Here is a 17,962-nt window from a genome sequence, read left to right on the forward strand (position 1 = left end):
TGCATGGACATCAACGGCAGCGTCGCCGTGATCACCGGCGGCGGCACCGGCATCGGCGCGGCGGTGGCGGAGCGCCTGGCCGCCAAGGGAGCGGCGGCGGTGGTCGTCAACTACTCCCGCTCGGCCGATGAGGCCCGCGCCACCGTCGCCAAGCTGGAGAGCATGGGCTGCAAGGCGTCGGCGATCGCCGCCGACGTGTCCGGCGACGCCGCCGTCCGCAGGATGGCCGAGCGGGTGCTCGCCGAGCACGGGCGGGTGGACGCGCTGGTGTGCAACGCGGGCACGACCACGTGGGTGCCCTTCCCCGACCTGGACGGCCTCACCGACGAGGTGTGGCATCGGCTGCTCGGCGTCAACCTGCTCGGCCCGTTCTACTGCATCCGCGCGTTCGCGCCCGCCCTGCGCGCCGCGCGGGGCGCCGTCGTCAACGTCGCCTCCGTCGCCGGCCTGCAGGCCACCGGCTCGTCCATCGCGTACGGGGTGAGCAAGGCGGCGCTCATCCACCTCACCCGCGACCTGGCCGCGGCGCTCGGCCCGGAGGTGCGGGTGAACGCGGTCGCGCCCGGCATCGTCGCCACCCGCTGGCACATCGACCGGGTGGGGGAGCAGGTGTTCTCCGAGATGGCGGCCAAGGAGGAGCTGAAGGCGCCGCTGCGGCGCACCGCACGGCCCGAGCACATCGCCCAGATGGTCACGGCGCTGCTGGAGTCGGACATGGTGACGGGCGAGGTGCTGGTCGGCGACGGCGGCCGCCACCTCGGTTACTGACCCGGCGCTCGCGGAAGGCCCGCTCCCGGGCAGGGGCGGGCCGGTCAGCTCAGGGCGGCGGTGACGAGCGAGCGGGCCTCCTCCTGCACCTTGGCCAGGTGGTCGGGCCCCTTGAAGGACTCGGCGTAGATCTTGTAGACGTCCTCGGTGCCGGACGGCCGGGCCGCGAACCAGGCGCTCTCCGTGGAGACCTTCACCCCGCCGAGCGGGGCGTCGTTGCCGGGCGCGGTCGTCTGCACGGCCGTGATCGGCTCGCCGGCCAGCGACGTGGCCGTCACCTGCGCGGCCGAGAGCCTGCCGAGCACGGCCTTCTCCTCGCGGGTGGCGGGCGCGTCGACGCGGGCGTACGCGGGCTCGCCGAACCGCTCGGTCAGCCTGCGGTAGTGGGCGCTCGGCGACTCGCCGGTGACGGCCAGGATCTCGGAGGCCAGCAGGGCGAGGATGATGCCGTCCTTGTCGGTGGACCACACCGAGCCGTCGCGGCGCAGGAACGACGCGCCCGCGCTCTCCTCGCCGCCGAACCCGAGCGACCCGTCGAGCAGGCCGGGCACGAACCACTTGAAGCCGACCGGCACCTCGTACAGCGGGCGGCCGAGCGACTGCGCGACGCGGTCGATGATGCCGCTGCTGACCATGGTCTTGCCCACGCCGGCGCCGCCGGGCCAGCCGTCGCGGTGGGCGTAGAGGTAGGAGATGGCGACGGCGAGGTAGTGGTTGGGGTTCATCAGCCCGCCGTCGGGGGTGACGATGCCGTGCCGGTCGGCGTCGGCGTCGTTGCCGGTCGCGATGTCGTACCGGTCGCGCCTGGAGATGAGCGAGGCCATGGCGTACGGCGACGAGCAGTCCATGCGGATCTTGCCGTCCCAGTCGAGCGTCATGAACCGCCAGGTCGGATCGACCTCCGGGTTGACCACCTCGAGCGCCAGCCCGTGCCGCTCGGCGATCTCGCCCCAGTAGGCCACGCTCGCGCCGCCGAGCGGGTCGGCCCCGATGCGCACCCCGGCCGACCTGATCGCGTCGAGGTCGACGACGGAGGGCAGGTCGTCGACGTACGTGCCGAGGAAGTCGTAGCGGCCGGCCCGCTCCAGCGCCGTCGTGTACGGGACCCGGCGCACGCCCTTGAGACCGTCCTGCAGCAGCTCGTTGGCGCGGTTCTGGATCCAGGTGGTGGCGTCGGTGCCGGCGGGGCCGCCGTTGGGCGGGTTGTACTTGAAGCCGCCGTCGGACGGCGGGTTGTGCGACGGTGTCACCACCACGCCGTCGGCCAGGCCGCCGGCGCGGCCGCGGTTGTGGCGCAGGATGGCGTGGGAGACGGCGGGCGTCGGCGTGTAGCCGTCGCGCGAGTCGATCAGCACGTCGACGCCGTTGGCCGCGAACACCTCGAGCGCCGAGACCCGCGCGGGCTCCGACAGCGCGTGGGTGTCGACGCCCAGGAACAGCGGGCCGTCGGTGCCCTGGTCGCGGCGGTACTCGCAGATCGCCTGGCTGGTGGCCAGGATGTGGTCCTCGTTGAACGCGGCCTTCAGCGACGAGCCCCGATGCCCCGATGTGCCGAACGCGACCCGCTGCCCGGCCTCACCGGTGTCGGGATGCAGCGCGTAGTAGGACGTCACGAGCCTGGCGACGTCGACCAGATCGGAGGGCCTGGCGGGCTGTCCTGCGCGTTCGTGGGTCATGTAGGTCACTTTACAAACGCGGACCGGCCCGGCGGATGACCGCGCGGCGGCGTGGGGGATAGATTCGCCTCAGCCACTAGAACGGAGTTCTGTTCCATGCGATACGGCATCGTGCTCTCCCAGAACGCCAAGGATGGCGATCCCATCACCGACCTGCGCGACCAGATCGCCGACGCCGCCGGGCGCGGCTTCTCCTCGGCCTGGATGTCCAACATCTTCGGCCCCGAAGCCATCACCGCGCTGACCGCGGCCGGCGTCCAGGCTCCGCCCATCGAGCTCGGCACCGCCGTCGTGCCCACCTACCCGCGCCACCCCGCCGTGCTCGCCCAGCAGGCGATGACCGCCAACGCCGCGCTCGGCGGCCGCTTCACGCTCGGCATCGGCCTGTCGCACAAGGTCGTCATCGAGGACGTCTACGGCTACAGCTACGAGCGGCCCGGCCGGCACATGAAGGAGTACCTGGACATCCTGCTGCCGCTGACGCGCGGCGAGTCGGTGTCGTACCGGGGCGAGACGCTCACGGCGAACCTGCGGCTGACCACGCCCGGCGCGGGCCTGCCCGTGCTCGTGGCCGCGCTCGGCCCCCGCATGCTCAAACTCGCCGGCACCGTCGCCGCCGGGACCGTGCTCTGGATGACGGGCCCGAAGACGATCGCCGAGCACATCGCGCCGACCATCACGGCCGCCGCGGCCGAGGCCGGGCGCGAGGCGCCGCGCATCGTCTGCTCGCTGCCCATCTGCGTCACCGACGACCCCGAAGGCGCCGTCGCCCGCGCCAACAAGATCTTCTCCATGTACGGGACGCTGCCGAGCTACCGTGCGATGCTCGACAGGGAGGGTGCGGCGGGACCCGGCGACGTCGCCGTCGTCGGCGACGAGGAGACCGTGCTCGCCAGGCTGGAAACGCTCAGGCAGGCCGGGGTGACCGACTTCGCCGGCGCGCCGTTCGGCGACCGGCGGCGCGCACTCGACCTGCTGACCGGCGCGGCGAAGGGCTGAACGGCCGACATCCCCATAAGATCCGACAAGGTGAAGCACGTGCTCCATGGCATCGATGTGTCCAACTGGCAGGGCACCGTCGACTGGGCCGGACATGCCGAGGCCGGAGTCGCCTTCGCCTTCGCCAAGGCGAGCGAGGGCGGCGACTTCACCGACAAATGGTTCGCCCGCAATTGGAACGGCATGCGGGAGAGCTGGATCGTCTGCGGGGCGTACCACTTCGCCCGGCCCAAGGGCGACCCCATCGAGCAGGCGCGCCACTTCCTGCGGGTGATCGCCTCCGCGGGCGGGCTGCGCCGCGGCGACCTGGTCGCGCTCGATCTGGAGACGAACGACGGCGCGCGGCCCGAGCGGGTGGCCCGCTTCGCGCGCCGCTGGTGCCACTACGTCGAACGGCACGGCGGCGTGCGGCCCTTCATCTACACCTTCAACGCGTTCGCACGCGGCGGCCACTGCGCGGGCCTGGGCGAATATCCGCTGTGGATCGCCAGCCCGGAAAGCCCGCGCGGCCGTCCGCCGGTGCCCAGGCCATGGCGCGACTGGACCATTCACCAGTACGCCAACAGCCCCATCGATCGCAACGTCTTCCACGGATCGCGGCAGGAGCTGACAAAGCTGGGGTTTCACCCGCGATAGCATCGGTGTTCATCCACCGAACCCAGCCTCGGTGCCGGGCATCGAGCGCGATCCATGAGGAGACACCGTGTCAGCCGAGCTACGCATCACCCTCGCCGGAGCCGAGCGTGTGGTGGCGGCGGGCACGACGGCCGGTGAGGCGCTCGAGGCCGACGGCCGTACCGTCATCGCCGCCAAGGTCAACGGCGAGGCCCGCGACCTGACCCACGTGCTGTCCGACGGCGACGTCGTCGAGCCGATCGAGATCTCCAGCGAAGAGGGCCGGGCCATCGTCCGCCACTCCACCGCCCACGTCATGGCGCAGGCGGTGCAGGAGCTGTTCCCCGAGGCCAAGCTGGGCATCGGGCCGCCCGTCGAAAACGGCTTCTACTACGACTTCGACGTCGACCGGGCGTTCAACCCCGACGATCTCAAGCGCATCGAGAAGCGCATGCGCGAGATCGTCAAGCAGGGCCAGCTGTTCTCCCGCCGGCCCGTCTCCGACGACGAGGCGCGGGCCGAGCTGGCGGCCGAGCCGTACAAGCTGGAGCTGATCGGGCTCAAGGGCGGCGCCGACCAGGAGGAGTCCGTCGAGGTGGGCGCCGGGCAGCTCACCATCTACGACAACCTCGACCCCAAGACCGGCGAGCTGCGCTGGAAGGACCTGTGCCGCGGGCCCCACGTGCCCTCCACCCGGTCCATCCCGGCGTTCAAGCTCATGCGCTCCGGCGGCGCCTACTGGCGGGGCAGCGAGAAGAACCCGCAGCTCCAGCGCATCTACGGCACCGCCTGGGAGTCCCGCGAAAAGCAGGACGAATACCTCAAGCTGCTCGAGGAAGCCGAAAAGCGCGACCATCGCAAGCTGGGCGCCGAGCTCGACCTGTTCAGCTTCCCACCCGAGCTGGGCAGCGGCCTGCCGATCTTCCATCCCAAGGGCGGGATCATCCGCAAGGAGATGGAAGACTACATGCGCAGGCGGCAGGCCGAGGCGGGCTACGAGTTCGTCAACACGCCCCACATCACCAAGTCGTCGCTGTTCGAGACCTCCGGCCACCTGCCGTGGTACGCCGACGACATGTTCCCGGCGTTCGAGCTCGAGGGCACCGAATACCGCGTCAAGCCGATGAACTGCCCGATGCACAACCTCATCTACCGGGCGCGCGGGCGCTCCTATCGCGAGCTGCCGCTGCGGCTGTGCGAGTTCGGCTCGGTCTACCGCTACGAGAAGTCCGGCGTGGTCCACGGCCTGACCCGGGTGCGCGGCATGACGCAGGACGACGCGCACATCTACACCACCCGCGAGCAGATGGCCGACGAGATCAAGTCGCTGCTCCGGTTCGTGCTCAGCGTGCTGCGCGACTTCGGGCTCAACGACTTCTACCTCGAGCTGTCCACCCGCGACGACTCCGAGAAGTTCATCGGCGACCCGGCCGAGTGGGAGGAGGCCACCGAGGCGCTGCGCCAGGTGGCCACCGAGTCCGGCCTCACGCTCAAGGACGACCCGGGCGGCGCGGCCTTCTACGGCCCCAAGATCTCCGTCCAGGCCAAGGACGCGATCGGCCGCACCTGGCAGCTGTCCACCATCCAGCTCGACCTCAACCAGCCGAAGCGGTTCGGCCTGGAATACCAGGCGGCCGACGGCTCCCGGCAGACCCCGGTGATGATCCACCGGGCGCTGTTCGGCTCCGTCGAGCGCTTCCTCGGCGTGCTCACCGAGCACTACGCCGGCGCCTTCCCGCCCTGGCTCGCCCCGGTCCAGGTCGTCGGCATCCCGATCGCCGACGCCCACGTGCCCTACCTGCAGGACGTCGCCAAGCGGCTGCGGGAGAAGGGCATCCGGGTCGAGGTCGACGCCTCCGACGACCGCATGCAGAAGAAGATCCGCAACGCGCAGAAGGCCAAGGTGCCGTACATGCTGCTCGCCGGTGACGAGGACATCGCCAACGGCGCGGTCTCCTTCCGGTACCGCAGCGGTGAGCAGAAGAACGGCGTGCCGATCGACGACGCGATCGCCGAGATCGTCAGCGCCGTCGAACACCGCATCCAGGTCTGACCCGCCGCGGCCCCTCCACGGGTGCCCTCGCCGGTGACGGCTTGCGCGCCGCCCGTCTGCGGGGCGGCGCGCCCCGCGTCCCGGGGCCTGCGGCACCGCGTGCCGCCTCCGAGCGGCGGGCTCACCTCGTGAGGCGGCGCCACGGGCCTGGTTCCTGCGCGGTGTGCTCACCCCCTCGGGCGGCGATGCGCGCTTCACCAAGGCCCGGCCACGCTTCGGACGTGGCCGGGCCTTGACGCGTCGCCCCCGCTCACCTCGAGACCCCGTGAGGCGGGGCCGGGCGGTCGCCGGTGGGTGATCAGCGGGGGTAGAGGCGGAAGGAGACGGCCGGGCGGCCGTCGAAGCGCTTGGCCTCCTCGCGGGCGAAGCCCTCGATGAGCTCGCGGGCGTACACCTCAGGGTCCGCGCCGGGCTGCAGCGCCTCGATGTACGCGCGATGCTCCATCAGGGAGCGCACACCGCGTTCCAGGCCGTCGGTGACGTCCACGGCGTGCGTCGGAGCGTTGGAGCCCGCCACGGCGACCCAGCGCACGCCGTTCCAGGGGCCGGGGCCGGCGTCGGGGAAGATCCAGCGGTTGCCGGCGTCGCCGACGGCGTCCATGGTGGCCCGGCCGACCGCGCGGTGGTCGGGCGTGTTCCACTGCGCGCCGCCCCAGGTGTCGTCGAAGTTCAGCGTGATCACGAGCTCCGGCCGGTGGCGGCGGATCGCGGCGGCGAGGTCGCGGCGCAGCGCGGTGCCGTACTCGATCACTCCGTCGGTGTGGTCGAGGAACTCCACGGCCGTCACGCCGACGACCGCCGCGCTCGCCAGCTCCTCGCGCTCCCGCACGGGTCCCGCCTCGGCGGGGGAGAGCGTGTCGATGCCCGCCTCGCCTCTGGTCACCATCAGGTACGTGACCTCACGCCCGGCATCGGTCCACACGGCGACCGCCGCCCCGCAGCCGTACTCCAGGTCGTCGGGGTGGGCCACGATGGCCAGAGCGCGCTGCCAGTCGTCGGGCATGGGCTCAAGCTGCTCGGTCATGCCTGCCATCCTGGCAGCCCGGGACGGCGCCGCGCACCGGTGTCTCCCCGAACCTCAGGCCGCCCAGGTCGGCGGCGCCCGGCACCTCCAGCGCGGCCACCTTCCGCACGACCTCGTCGGCGACCTTGATCCGCCCCGTCACCGGCGGCGCCCTCGATGCCGGACGGCGCGGTCTTGGAGAAGTCCTCCGGGAGAGCACCGGCGGCGGGCTCGGCCACGGGCCGGTGCGGACTGTTCGGCCAGGGCTTCGCCCATGGCGTCCCCCTGCCGAAGGTGATCAGGATTCTGCCGGAAGAGACCCCGGTGTGTCCGGGGTCCTATGCTGCTAGATATGCACGATCAGGCAGGAGCCGGGACCCCCGACAACTTCGAGCGGCTGTGGACCCCGCATCGGATGGCCTACATCAAGGGTGAGAACAAGCCGACAGGCACCGGTCCGGACGACGGGTGCCCCTTCGACGCCATTCCGAAGATGAGCGACGAGGACGGCCTGATCGTCAAGCGCGGGCAGCTCGTGTACGCGGTGCTCAACCTCTACCCGTACAACTCGGGCCACCTGATGGTGGTGCCGTACCGGCACGTGTCCGGCTACGACGAGCTGGACGCGGCGGAGGTGGCCGAGCTGGGCGAGTTCACCCAGCGGGCGCTGCGCGCGCTGCGCAAGGCGAGCGGCGCGCAGGGCTTCAACGTCGGCATGAACCTGGGCCAGGTCGCGGGCGCGGGCATCGCGGCGCACCTGCACCAGCACGTGGTGCCGAGGTGGGGCGGCGACACGAACTTCATGCCGGTCGTGGCCCGGACGAAGGTGCTGCCGCAGCTACTTCGCGACACCCGCCGGCTGCTCGCCGACGCCTGGGAGTGACGCGCGCCGCGGCCTGGGCGGCAGTGCGCCGATGCCGGTGGCCGGCAGCAGCGGCACGGCCAGGGCGAGCGCCATCGACGGCACGGCCGCACGGGAGTCGTTGACGAGCATCCCGATGGGGCCGCTGACGAGCGTGCCGATGAGGCCGGCGCGCAGCGCGGGGAGTGCTCGAACGCGGCCGGCACGACCCCCGCCGACGCCTGCTCGAGCCGTAGCTTCCCATGCGTCACACCCGTACGGAGCCCACTTCGCCCCGATCATGTCCAGAAAAAGGCGAAGGGCCGGTCTCCTCCGATGGAGACCGGCCCCTGCGCGTTCAGGTCAGGCGGCGGACGTCAGGACGCCTTCACCTTCACCTTGACCGCCTCGCTCTCGTTGTGCAGCCGGTCGAGCGCGGTGACGAGGTAGGTGCCCGGCGACTTCACCGTGTAGGACGGGTCGCTCACCACGGCCACCAGGTTGCGCGCGTCGGTGGTGCGGCAGTCCTTGCCGGACTTCGGCACCTGGTAGATCGCGTACGAACGGGCCCCGTCGGACGGCTTCCACGACAGGCGCGTGCCGTCGGCCTTGGCACCCGCCGGCATGGCCGGAGCCTTGCCGCCGCGCTCCTCCATCAGCGGCAGCAGCGCGGGACGGCTGTAGTAGGTCTTGGTGACCCGGTCCATCGCGCCGAGCGGGTTGGAGACCAGCTGCTTGGCGCTGAAGTAGACGGCGCCGTCCACTTCCTTGTTAGCGCGGTTGAGGCCGATCTGGGCGGCCAGCTCGCCGGGCTTGGTCCAGGCCCTGTCGTCCTTGCTGCCGACGCGGTAGAGGCCCTGGCCGATGTAGAGCTGCACGTCGCTGCCCTTGACCGCGTCGGACCACCAGCGCACCAGCGTGCGGTAGTCGGCCGCCTTGTGGCCGCGCGGCCAGTAGAGCTGCGGCAGGACGTAGTCGACGGTGCCGGCCTTGATCCAGGCGCGGGCGTCGGCGTAGATCGAGTCGTAGGCGGACATGCCCGACGTCTTGGACCCGCGCGGGTCGTTGGAGGTGTTGCGCCAGATCCCGAACGGGCTGATGCCGAACTTGACGTGGTTCTTCGTCCGGTGGACCGCCTGGTCGACCTGCTCGACCAGCTTGTTGACGTTGGACCTGCGCCAGTCGGCGAGCTTTTGGCCCTTGCCGTACTTCTTGAAGGCCGCGGCGTCGTCGAACGTCGCCCCGGCCACCGGGTACGGGTAGAAGTAGTCGTCGAAGTGCACGCCGTCGACGTCGTAGCGGCCGACCACGTCGGTGATGACCTTGGTCACGTGGTCGCGCACGGCGGGCAGGCCCGGGTTGTAGTAGAGGCGGCCGCCGTACTTGACCGTCCAGCCCGGGTGCTTCTTCGCCGGGTGCCCCGCGGGCAGCTTGGCGATGTCGTCGCCGTAGGAGGCGCGGTAGGGGTTGAACCAGGCGTGGAACTCCATGCCGCGCTTGTGCGCCTCGTCGATGAGGAACGGCAGCGGGTCCCAGCCCGGATCCTTGCCGGCGGTGCCGGTGAGGTATTCGGACCAGGGCTCGAGCGAGGACTTGTAGAGCGCGTCGGAGGCCGGGCGCACCTGGACGAAGACCGCGTTGAGGTTGCGCTTGGCGGCGCTGTCGAGGATCTTCACGTATTCGGCCTGCTGCCTGGCCTTGCTCAGCCCCGCCTTCGACGGCCAGTCGAGGTTGGTCGTCGTGGCGATCCACACTCCGCGCAGCTCACGCTTGGGATAGCGGGCGTCGGGCTTGCAGGCCGCGGCGGGCGCGGCGGCGGCCGGCTTCTTCGCGCTCGCCGCTTTGCCCGGCTTGGCTTCGGGGCCCCAGACGTAGGCGGCCGACATGGTCGCGATCGTGAGAGCGGTGGCGGCGAGAAGTGGGCGTGCAGTTCGCATAGTGCCACCCAGTGTGGCAGCTTCTCAGGCATGCTCGCGACGAAAACCGCAATAATACCGTGATGTGTCTGTTACATAAGCCGCGAGCCGTGCCGGGAGGGGCAAATGCCAGGAAAATGCCCTCCCGGCCCGTCACGTCCGGTCGCGATCGCCGTACCCGCCGGTCAATCGTTCGCGGTCACCTTGCTCGCGAGGTTCGGCGGCAGCGGCTCGTAGCGCAGGAACGTCCGCGTGAACGTCCCCGTCCCGTGTGACATGGATCGCAGATCGATGGCGTACCGTGTGATCTCCAGCTGCGGCACCTCCGCCTTGACCAGCGTGCGGCCCTTGCCCACCGGCTCGGTGCCGAGCACGCGCCCGCGCCGCGACGACAGGTCGGACATCACCGCGCCCACGTAGTCGTCGGCCACCAGCACCGAGATCTCGTCCACCGGCTCGAGCAGCAGCGTCGGCACCTTCGACGCCGCCTCCTTCAGCGCGAGCTGGCCGGCGATCTGGAAGGCCATGTCGGAGGAGTCGACCGAGTGCGCCTTGCCGTCGTACAGGGTGACGCGCAGGTCCACCATCGGGTAGCCGGCCACGACGCCCCGCTCCATCTGGGTGCGCACGCCCTTCTCCACCGACGGGATGAACTGCCTCGGCACCACGCCGCCCACGATCTTGTCGACGAACTCGAAGCCGGAGCCCGACGGCAGCGGCTCGATCTCCAGGTGGCAGATGGCGTACTGGCCGTGGCCGCCGGTCTGCTTGACGTTGCGGCCCATCGCCTGGCACTTGCCGCCGAACGTCTCGCGCAGCGGCACCCGCAGCTCGACCCGCTCGACCTCGACGCCGTGCCGCTTGGCCAGCCGGTCCAGCAGCACGTCGGCGTGCGCCTCGCCCATGCACCACAGCACGAGCTGGCGGGTCTCGGCGTTGTTCTCCAGCCGCAGCGTCGGGTCCTCGGCCACCAGCCTGCCCAGGGCCTGCGACAGCTTGTCCTCGTCGGCCTTCGACTTGGCCTTGATCGCCACCGGCAGCAGCGGCTCGGGCATGCTCCACGCCGTCATCAGCAGCGGGCGGTCCACGTCGGAGAGCGTGTCGCCGGTCTCGGCGCGCGACAGCTTCGCCACGGCCACGATGTCGCCCGCGATCGCCTTGGACGCGGTGCGCTGCTGCTTGCCCAGCGGGCAGCTCAGGGTGCCGATGCGCTCGTCCACGTCGTGGTCCTCGTGACCGCGGTCGGCCAGGCCGTGGCCGGAGACGTGCACGCTCATGTCAGGGCGCAGCGTGCCGGAGAAGACGCGCACGAGGCTGATGCGGCCCACGTACGGGTCGCTGGTGGTCTTGACGACCTCGGCCACGAGCGGCCCGTCGGGGTCGCACGTGATGCCCTGCACCGGCTTGCCCGACAGGTCGGTGATCTCCGGCAGCGGGTGTTCGAGCGGGGAGGGGAAGCCCTGCGTCATCAGTTCCAGGATCTCCTGGGCGCCCACGCCCAGCCCGCTGCACAGCACCGGGTAGAAACTGCCGCGCGCGACGGCCTTCTCCAGGTCGTCGATGAGGACGCCGGTGTCGATGGGCTCGCCCCCGAGGTAGCGCTCCATGAGCGACTCGTCCTCGCTCTCCTGGATGATGCCCTCGATCAGGGAGCCGCGGTACTCCTCGATCTGCGCCTCGTACTCGGCGCCCGGCTCCTTCTCGGTGCGCTCGCCGGTCGCGTAGTTGTAGAACTTCTGCGTCAGCAGCCCGATCAGGCCGTTGACGTGGCCGTTGGTGACGACCGGGAGGTAGAGAGGGGCCACGCCGTCGCCGAACTTGTCCTGGCAGGTGGCCAGCACCTCGTCGAAGTCGGCGCGCTGGTGGTCGAGCTTGGTGATGACCACCGCGCGCGGCATGCCCACCTGGGCGCACTCCTCCCAGAGCATCTGGGTGAGCCCGTCCACGCCGTCGCAGGCCGAGACCACGAACAGCGCCGCGTCGGCCGCGCGCAGCCCGGCGCGCAGGTCGCCCACGAAGTCGGCGTAACCGGGGGTGTCCAGAAGATTGATCTTGATGCCGTTGTGCACCATGGGTGCGACGGCGAGGTTGACGGATCGTTGCTGCTTGACCTCGACCTCGTCGAAGTCGGTGACCGTGTTGCCGTCCTCGACGCGTCCCGGGCGCTGGATGGTGCCCGTCGCGGCCAGCAACTGCTCGACGAGGGTCGTCTTGCCTGCTCCTGAGTGGCCGACCAGCACGACATTGCGAATCGCATCCGCCCTGTCGGCCGCGGGTGCCCTGCCCGCGGCTCCTGCGGCGCCGCCAGAGTGCCTTTCCGCCACATCGCCTCCCGCTAACTGTTCGTCTCACTTCGTGAGACGGCTCGGTCGATGGGGGGACGCCGTCCAGCCGCGTCCGGTAGCTCGCTCCCGTCGCTCCTCGGCTCAGGCGGCGTCGCTCCCTTCGCGTTGGTCCGTCTGCCAACGCCGCGCCCGCGCGGAGGGTCGTCGGAAACCGCATGGACGCGGTGTGTTCACCAAATACCCGTGTGGCGGATATCACAAGGGGTCCGGGGCAAAGAAAGTTGTCAGCCCGTCCATGGCCTACGATCGGAGCGCGATGCTCAAACTCCTGCGCCCGGCCGTGACCCGGATACTCACCCCGCTGGGCAGGGCCCTCGCCGGCCGCGGGATAGGCCCGAACGCCGTCACGGCGGTCGGCACCCTCGGCACGGTGGTCTCCGCCCTGCTCTTCTTCCCCCTTGGCCAGCTCGCCTGGGGGGCGCTCGTGATCACCGTCTTCGTGCTGTTCGACCTGCTCGACGGCGTGGTCGCCCGGCTCGGCGGAAAGGGGGGCAGCACCTGGGGCGCCTTCCTCGACTCGACCTTCGACAGGGTCGCCGACGCCGCCATCTTCGCCGGCCTGATCCTGTATTTCTTCCAGCGCGGCGACACTCTGACGGCCTCGGTGACGCTCGCCTGCCTGATCCTCGGCGCCCTGGTCTCCTACGCCAAGGCCAGGGCCGAGGGGCTCGGCCTGACGGCCGACGTCGGGCTGGCCGAGCGGCCGGAGCGGCTGGTGGTGGCGCTGGTCGCGGCGTTCCTCGAAGGGCTCGGCGTCCCGTACGTCCTGCCGGCCGGCATGTGGCTGCTCGCGGTCGCCAGCCTGATCACCGTGGGCCAGCGCGTGATGGCCGTGCACCAGCAGACCAGACAGCAGACTGGGCAGACGAGGGAGAGATGAGCGACAAGCCATCGTTCGGCGACCGCGTCGTGGCCGCCGGGTTCGCGGCCGGCTGGACACTCGTGCCGCTGCTGCCCGAGCGCCCGACGGCCGCGGTCTTCCGGTTCCTGGCCGACCGGGTCCACGCCAGGCGCGGCAAGTCGGTGCGCCGCCTGGAGTCGAACCTCGCCCGCGTGACCGGCCTGGAGCCGGGCGGGCGCGAGCTGAGCGAGCTCACCAAGGCGGGCATCCGCTCGTACTTCCGCTACTTCCACGAGATCTTCCGCCTGCCGAAAATGGACCGCGCCGAGCTGGTGCGGCGCACCCACGTCATCGGGGCCGAGCACATCCATGACAACGTCGCGGCCGGGCGCGGCGTGGTGCTGGCGCTGCCTCACATGGGCAACTGGGACCAGGCGGGCGCCTGGCTGGTGAGTGTGGGCCACCCGTTCACCACCGTCGCCGAGCGGCTGCGGCCGGAGTCGCTGTTCCGCCGCTACGTCGCCTTCCGCGAGGGCCTCGGCATGGAGGTGCTGCCGCTGACCGGCGGCGACGGCCACAACTTCGGCACCCTCGCATCGCGGCTGCGCAAGGGCGGCGTGGTCTGCCTGCCCGCCGAGCGCGACCTCACCAAGAGCGGCGTGGAGGTGCGCTTCTTCGGCGCGGCCACGAAGATGCCGGCGGGGCCCGCGCTGCTGGCCGTGCAGACCGGGGCCGCGCTGCTGCCCGCCACCGTCTACTTCGTGGGCGACGACTGGGGCATCCACATCCACGAGGAGCTGCCGGTGCCCGCCGAGGGCACCCGGCAGGAGAAGGTCGCGGTGCTCGCGCAGGGCCTGGCCGACGTGTTCGAGAAGGGCATCTCCGAGCATCCGGAGGACTGGCACATGATGCAGCGGCTCTGGCTGGACGACCTGGATCCCCGATGAGGGTCGGCATCGTCTGCCCCTACTCGTGGGACATGCCGGGCGGGGTGAAACAGCACATCGACGACCTGGCGCAGGCGCTCATGGCGCAGGGGCACGAGGTCTCCGTGATCGCACCGGCGGCCGACGACGACGAGCTGCCGCCCTACGTGACCGGCGCCGGGCGGGCCGTGCCCGTGCCGTACAACGGGTCGGTCGCCAGGATGTCGTTCGGCTTCCTGTCGGCCGCGCGGGTGCGGCGCTGGGTGCGCACGGGCGAGTTCGACGTGCTGCACATCCACGAGCCGCTGATCCCCAGCCTGGGCGTGCTGGCCTGCTGGGCGGCCAAGGGGCCGATCGTGGCCACCTTCCACGCCTCGTTCAACCGCTCCCGGGCCATCGCGGTGGCCGAGCCGCTGCTGCGCAGCGCGCTGGAGAAGCTGAGCGGCCGCATCGCGGTCTCCGACGCGGCCCGCAAGAGCCTGGTCGAGCAGTTCGGCGGCGACACCGTGCTCATCCCCAACGGCGTCACCGTCTCCCGCTACACCGACGCCGAGCCGCTGGACGGCTGGGGCCCCGACGGCGCCACGATCGGCTTCCTCGGCCGCATGGACGAAGAGCGCAAGGGCCTGCCCATCCTGCTCGACGCGTTCACCATCCTGGCCGGGCAGCGGCCCGACGTGAAGCTGCTCATCGCCGGGCCGGGCGACGAGAAGGACGTCTACGAGCGGGTGCCGAAGCGGTTCAGGGACCGCGTGACGGTGCTGGGCATGGTGAGCGAGGCCGACAAGATCCGCGCCTACCACTCGGTCGACGTGTTCTGCGCGCCCAACACCCGCGGTGAGAGCTTCGGCATCGTGCTGGCCGAGGCCATGGCGTCGGGCGCGACCGTGCTGGCCAGCGACATCCCGGCCTTCCGCAAGGTGCTGGGCGACGGCCAGGCGGGCGCGCTGTTCACCAACGGCGACCCGGCCTCGCTGGCGCGCGAGGCCGCCGCGCTGCTGGACGCGCCCGAGCGGCGGGCCAAGCTCGCCGCCGAGGCGCTGGTGGCGGTGCGCAAGTACGACTGGTCGACGGTGGCGCGCGACGTCGTACGCGTCTACGAGACCGTCACCATGAGCGGCGCGGGCCGCGTGGAGGAGGACCTGTGAGACTCCTCGCGCGCGCGGCCGCCGCGCCGCCCCGGTTCGCCGAGGAGGACCTGTGACGACCACCATGATCGTGTTGATCGTGGGCATCGTGGTGGTGCTCACGGCGGTGTACATCTCCTGGCGCGCGGGCCGGCTCGACCGCCTGCACCTGCGCCTGGAGCTGGCCCAGCAGGCGCTGGACGCCGCTCTCATGCGGCGCAGGGCGGTGGTGCTGGAGCTGGCCGGATCCCGCCTGCTCGACCCCGCCACGTCGCTGGTGCTGGCCGCGGCGGCGCACGAGGCGCGCGCGGCGGGCCCGGAGGAGCGCGAGCACGCCGAGAGCGACCTGTCGCGCACGCTGCGCGCGGTGGTGGACCAGGAGCGCTTCAGGGAGAAGCTGTCGGAGTCGCCGGGCGGCCGGGCGCTGCTGGAGGAGCTCGACGCGGCGGTGGCCAAGGTGGTCTACTCGCGCCGGTTCTACAACAACCACGTCGCGGTCACGCGGGCGGCCCAGCGCCGCTGGCTCGCCAGGACGTTGCGGCTGGCCGGGCACACCGAATACCCCCAATTCTTCGAGATTGATGACAATCCGCCCGCAGCCATGGCAACCGAATGACCTAATTTCGGGAAGCCAGTAAGCTTCATCCCGATTTTGGGCTGAAGCGAGGAGATGTACACGTGCGGCTACCCCGGTTGATCACCCTCTGGCTGGCCGGAGCGGCCGTCTTGCTGCCTGTCGCGGCCTGCTCGTCCGAGGAGCCGGCCGCGGGTTCCGCACCCCAGGCGGCCACGGACGCACCGAGTGAGACGCCACAGGAAGAGGAAGAGGTCAAGGCGCATCCGTTCACCGGCAAGCCGTACGACACGCTCAAGCCGGTGCTGGCCGTCAAGATCGAGAACACCGCGGCGGGCAAGCCGCAGCTCGGGCTCAAGAGCGCCGACATCGTCTACGTCGAGCAGGTCGAGGCCGGCCTGACCCGCCTCATGGCGATCTTCTCGTCGAAGCTGCCGCCCAAGGTGGGCCCGGTGCGCAGCGCGCGCATCTCCGACCTGCACCTCACCCCGCAGTTCGGCAAGCCGGCCTTCGCCTACTCGGGCGCGCAGACCAAGATGCTGCCGTTCATCGCCGAGGCGTCGCTGTACGACGTGGGCGACACGCGCGCCCCCGGCGCGTACTTCCGCCAGCCGGGCCGCTACGCCCCGTACAACCTCTTCGCCCACACCAAGAAGCTGCTGGCCGCGGCGCCCAAGGCGAGCAAGGCCAAGGACATCGGCTTCACCTTCGGCGACCCGCCCGCCGAGGGCGGAGTGCCGCGCAAGTCGTACACGGTCAAGTGGCCCGCCGCGCGCTTCACCTTCACCTGGTCAGAGGCCAAGCAGGAGTGGATGATCTGGCAGGACGGCAAGAAGGACATGGCGGCCGAGGGCGGCCAGCTCAGCGCGCCCACCATCGTCGTGCAGTACACCAAGACCGAGCGCTCGCAGTTCCACGACCTGAACCAGAGCTACACGCCGCTCGTGCACACCACGGGCAAGGGCTCGGCGATCGTGCTGCGCGACGGCAAGGCGTACAAGGCCAGGTGGGAGCGGGAATCAGAGGACAGTGGCACGACGTTCACCACGGAGAGCGGCGAGCCGATGAACTTCGCGCCCGGTCAGGTCTGGGTGGCTCTCGCCAGCCGCAAGCCCGTCATTCCCTGACCCCGCACATACGCCGATCTGTAGATGTACGGCGCTGAATCCTGACATCTTGGCATGTCGGGGGAGGGGTCGTTCAGGACCTACGATGGGCTTGATAACTTACAGAACCGCCGTTGAGAGCCCGTGAGGATGACCGTGTCCAGCAGCACGCCAGAAAGCACCCCCGTCACCGGAACCGCGCGCGTCAAGCGCGGCATGGCCGAGATGCTCAAGGGCGGCGTCATCATGGACGTCGTCACCCCCGAGCAAGCCAAGATCGCTGAGGACGCCGGCGCGGTGGCCGTCATGGCCCTCGAGCGCGTGCCCGCCGACATCCGCGCGCAGGGCGGCGTGTCGAGGATGAGCGACCCCGACATGATCGAGGGCATCATCAACGCCGTGTCGATCCCCGTCATGGCCAAGGCCCGCATCGGTCACTTCGTCGAGGCCCAGGTCCTGCAGTCGCTGGGCGTCGACTACATCGACGAGTCCGAGGTGCTGACCCCGGCCGACTACGCCAACCACATCGACAAGTGGCAGTTCACCGTGCCGTTCGTGTGCGGCGCCACCAACCTGGGCGAGGCCCTGCGCCGCATCACCGAGGGCGCGGCCATGATCCGCTCCAAGGGCGAGGCCGGCACGGGCGACGTCTCCAACGCCGTCACCCACATGCGCACGATCCGCGCCGAGATCAAGCGGCTCACCTCGCTGCCCGAGGACGAGCTCTACGTCGCGGCCAAGGAGCTGCAGGCCCCGTACGAGCTGGTCGCCGAGGTCGCCAAGACCGGCAAGCTGCCGGTCGTGCTGTTCACCGCGGGCGGCATCGCCACCCCGGCCGACGCCGCGATGATGATGCAGCTCGGCGCCGAGGGCGTCTTCGTGGGCTCCGGCATCTTCAAGTCGGGCGACCCGGCCAAGCGGGCGTCGGCCATCGTCAAGGCCACCACGTTCTACGACGACCCCGACGTCATCGCCAAGGTCTCGCGCGGCCTGGGCGAGGCCATGGTCGGCATCAACGTCGACGAGATCCCGCAGCCGCACCGCCTGGCCGAGCGCGGCTGGTAGGCCCCGCGGGCGGCGACGACACGTTCCGGAAAAGGCGGCATCCGCGAAGGAGGCCGCCTTTTTCGCTGACTCTCCGTACGGACGCTGAAGCGCGGCCCGGCCCTGCA

Annotated in this window: 16 protein-coding genes; 11 read left to right on the top strand and 5 right to left on the bottom strand. The window is 70.8% G+C overall.

The window, feature by feature from the left end:
• The first annotated feature begins 3 nt into the window (after positions 1-3).
• Positions 4-768: an SDR family NAD(P)-dependent oxidoreductase gene (locus ACGFIM_RS36530; protein WP_393210459.1), complete on the top strand. Its 765-nt coding sequence runs from the start codon at positions 4-6 to the stop codon at positions 766-768.
• Positions 769-812: 44 nt separating this feature from the next.
• Here the strand turns inward: ACGFIM_RS36530 and pgm are convergent, their stop codons facing one another.
• The gene (pgm, locus tag ACGFIM_RS36535; protein WP_393210462.1) at positions 813-2,444 is read right to left on the bottom strand and encodes a phosphoglucomutase (alpha-D-glucose-1,6-bisphosphate-dependent); all 1,632 of its coding nucleotides are present in this window, start codon (positions 2,442-2,444) and stop codon (positions 813-815) included.
• A 96-nt stretch (positions 2,445-2,540) separates the two neighbouring features.
• Here pgm and ACGFIM_RS36540 point away from each other — a divergent pair, with 96 nt between their 5' ends.
• From ACGFIM_RS36540 to thrS, 3 genes are all read left to right on the top strand, one after another.
• The gene (locus ACGFIM_RS36540) at positions 2,541-3,443 is read left to right on the top strand and encodes a TIGR03564 family F420-dependent LLM class oxidoreductase (protein WP_393210465.1); all 903 of its coding nucleotides are present in this window, start codon (positions 2,541-2,543) and stop codon (positions 3,441-3,443) included.
• A gap of 39 nt (positions 3,444-3,482) precedes the next feature.
• On the top strand, positions 3,483-4,079 hold the full coding sequence (locus tag ACGFIM_RS36545; RefSeq protein WP_393210468.1) for a glycoside hydrolase family 25 protein: 597 nt from the start codon (positions 3,483-3,485) through the stop codon (positions 4,077-4,079).
• A 67-nt stretch (positions 4,080-4,146) separates the two neighbouring features.
• Positions 4,147-6,111, top strand: a complete 1,965-nt coding sequence (thrS, locus tag ACGFIM_RS36550; protein WP_393210471.1) for a threonine--tRNA ligase — start codon at positions 4,147-4,149, stop codon at positions 6,109-6,111.
• A gap of 298 nt (positions 6,112-6,409) precedes the next feature.
• Here the strand turns inward: thrS and ACGFIM_RS36555 are convergent, their stop codons facing one another.
• Together ACGFIM_RS36555 and ACGFIM_RS36560 are read right to left on the bottom strand one after the other, a co-directional pair.
• The gene (locus ACGFIM_RS36555) at positions 6,410-7,135 is read right to left on the bottom strand and encodes a PIG-L deacetylase family protein (protein ID WP_393210474.1); all 726 of its coding nucleotides are present in this window, start codon (positions 7,133-7,135) and stop codon (positions 6,410-6,412) included.
• Positions 7,119-7,277 (bottom strand): hypothetical protein, encoded by a 159-nt coding sequence (locus ACGFIM_RS36560; protein ID WP_393210477.1) that lies wholly within the window; start codon positions 7,275-7,277, stop codon positions 7,119-7,121. The genes ACGFIM_RS36555 and ACGFIM_RS36560 overlap by 17 nt, the downstream gene beginning before the upstream one ends.
• Positions 7,278-7,466: 189 nt before the next feature.
• Here ACGFIM_RS36560 and ACGFIM_RS36565 point away from each other — a divergent pair, with 189 nt between their 5' ends.
• Complete coding sequence (locus tag ACGFIM_RS36565) at positions 7,467-7,997, top strand: HIT family protein (RefSeq protein WP_393210480.1); 531 nt, start codon at positions 7,467-7,469, stop codon at positions 7,995-7,997.
• 335 nt (positions 7,998-8,332) lie between these two features.
• Here ACGFIM_RS36565 and ACGFIM_RS36570 read toward each other — a convergent pair whose 3' ends face one another.
• Complete coding sequence (locus tag ACGFIM_RS36570) at positions 8,333-9,892, bottom strand: glycoside hydrolase family 10 protein (protein WP_393210483.1); 1,560 nt, start codon at positions 9,890-9,892, stop codon at positions 8,333-8,335.
• 164 nt (positions 9,893-10,056) lie between these two features.
• Positions 10,057-12,195 (bottom strand): elongation factor G-like protein EF-G2, encoded by a 2,139-nt coding sequence (locus ACGFIM_RS36575; protein WP_393210486.1) that lies wholly within the window; start codon positions 12,193-12,195, stop codon positions 10,057-10,059.
• A gap of 277 nt (positions 12,196-12,472) precedes the next feature.
• Between ACGFIM_RS36575 and pgsA the strand changes: the two genes are divergently transcribed.
• The 6 genes from pgsA (at position 12,473) to pdxS (ending at position 17,855) form a co-directional block, all read left to right on the top strand.
• The gene (pgsA, locus tag ACGFIM_RS36580; RefSeq protein ID WP_393210489.1) at positions 12,473-13,096 is read left to right on the top strand and encodes a phosphatidylinositol phosphate synthase; all 624 of its coding nucleotides are present in this window, start codon (positions 12,473-12,475) and stop codon (positions 13,094-13,096) included.
• Positions 13,093-14,004 (top strand): phosphatidylinositol mannoside acyltransferase, encoded by a 912-nt coding sequence (locus tag ACGFIM_RS36585; protein ID WP_393210492.1) that lies wholly within the window; start codon positions 13,093-13,095, stop codon positions 14,002-14,004. The genes pgsA and ACGFIM_RS36585 overlap by 4 nt, the downstream gene beginning before the upstream one ends.
• Positions 14,001-15,131 (top strand): glycosyltransferase family 4 protein, encoded by a 1,131-nt coding sequence (locus ACGFIM_RS36590; RefSeq protein ID WP_393210495.1) that lies wholly within the window; start codon positions 14,001-14,003, stop codon positions 15,129-15,131. The genes ACGFIM_RS36585 and ACGFIM_RS36590 overlap by 4 nt, the downstream gene beginning before the upstream one ends.
• A 52-nt stretch (positions 15,132-15,183) precedes the next feature.
• Positions 15,184-15,726 carry a hypothetical protein gene (locus tag ACGFIM_RS36595; RefSeq protein ID WP_393210498.1) on the top strand — a complete coding sequence of 181 codons (543 nt, stop codon included), beginning with the start codon at positions 15,184-15,186 and terminating at the stop codon, positions 15,724-15,726.
• 62 nt (positions 15,727-15,788) lie between these two features.
• Positions 15,789-16,811: a DUF3048 domain-containing protein gene (locus tag ACGFIM_RS36600; protein WP_393210500.1), complete on the top strand. Its 1,023-nt coding sequence runs from the start codon at positions 15,789-15,791 to the stop codon at positions 16,809-16,811.
• 129 nt (positions 16,812-16,940) lie between these two features.
• Positions 16,941-17,855, top strand: coding sequence for a pyridoxal 5'-phosphate synthase lyase subunit PdxS (gene pdxS / locus ACGFIM_RS36605; protein WP_364066689.1), 915 nt, complete (start codon positions 16,941-16,943; stop codon positions 17,853-17,855).
• Positions 17,856-17,962 lie beyond the last annotated feature (107 nt).

This window comes from Nonomuraea sp. NPDC049309 (assembly GCF_043196965.1).
Lineage (GTDB): Bacteria > Actinomycetota > Actinomycetes > Streptosporangiales > Streptosporangiaceae > Nonomuraea > Nonomuraea fastidiosa.

What these genes read in the sequence shown, in the direction of transcription:
- ACGFIM_RS36530 (WP_393210459.1), top strand. Translation starts at nt 4, where the DNA reads ATGGACATCAACGGCAGCGTCGCCGTGATCACCGGCGGCGGCACCGGC.
- pgm (WP_393210462.1), bottom strand. Translation starts at nt 2,444, where the DNA reads ATGACCCACGAACGCGCAGGACAGCCCGCCAGGCCCTCCGATCTGGTC.
- ACGFIM_RS36540 (WP_393210465.1), top strand. Translation starts at nt 2,541, where the DNA reads ATGCGATACGGCATCGTGCTCTCCCAGAACGCCAAGGATGGCGATCCC.
- ACGFIM_RS36555 (WP_393210474.1), bottom strand. Translation starts at nt 7,135, where the DNA reads ATGACCGAGCAGCTTGAGCCCATGCCCGACGACTGGCAGCGCGCTCTG.
- ACGFIM_RS36565 (WP_393210480.1), top strand. Translation starts at nt 7,467, where the DNA reads ATGCACGATCAGGCAGGAGCCGGGACCCCCGACAACTTCGAGCGGCTG.
- ACGFIM_RS36570 (WP_393210483.1), bottom strand. Translation starts at nt 9,892, where the DNA reads ATGCGAACTGCACGCCCACTTCTCGCCGCCACCGCTCTCACGATCGCG.
- pgsA (WP_393210489.1), top strand. Translation starts at nt 12,473, where the DNA reads ATGCTCAAACTCCTGCGCCCGGCCGTGACCCGGATACTCACCCCGCTG.
- ACGFIM_RS36585 (WP_393210492.1), top strand. Translation starts at nt 13,093, where the DNA reads ATGAGCGACAAGCCATCGTTCGGCGACCGCGTCGTGGCCGCCGGGTTC.
- ACGFIM_RS36590 (WP_393210495.1), top strand. Translation starts at nt 14,001, where the DNA reads ATGAGGGTCGGCATCGTCTGCCCCTACTCGTGGGACATGCCGGGCGGG.
- pdxS (WP_364066689.1), top strand. Translation starts at nt 16,941, where the DNA reads ATGACCGTGTCCAGCAGCACGCCAGAAAGCACCCCCGTCACCGGAACC.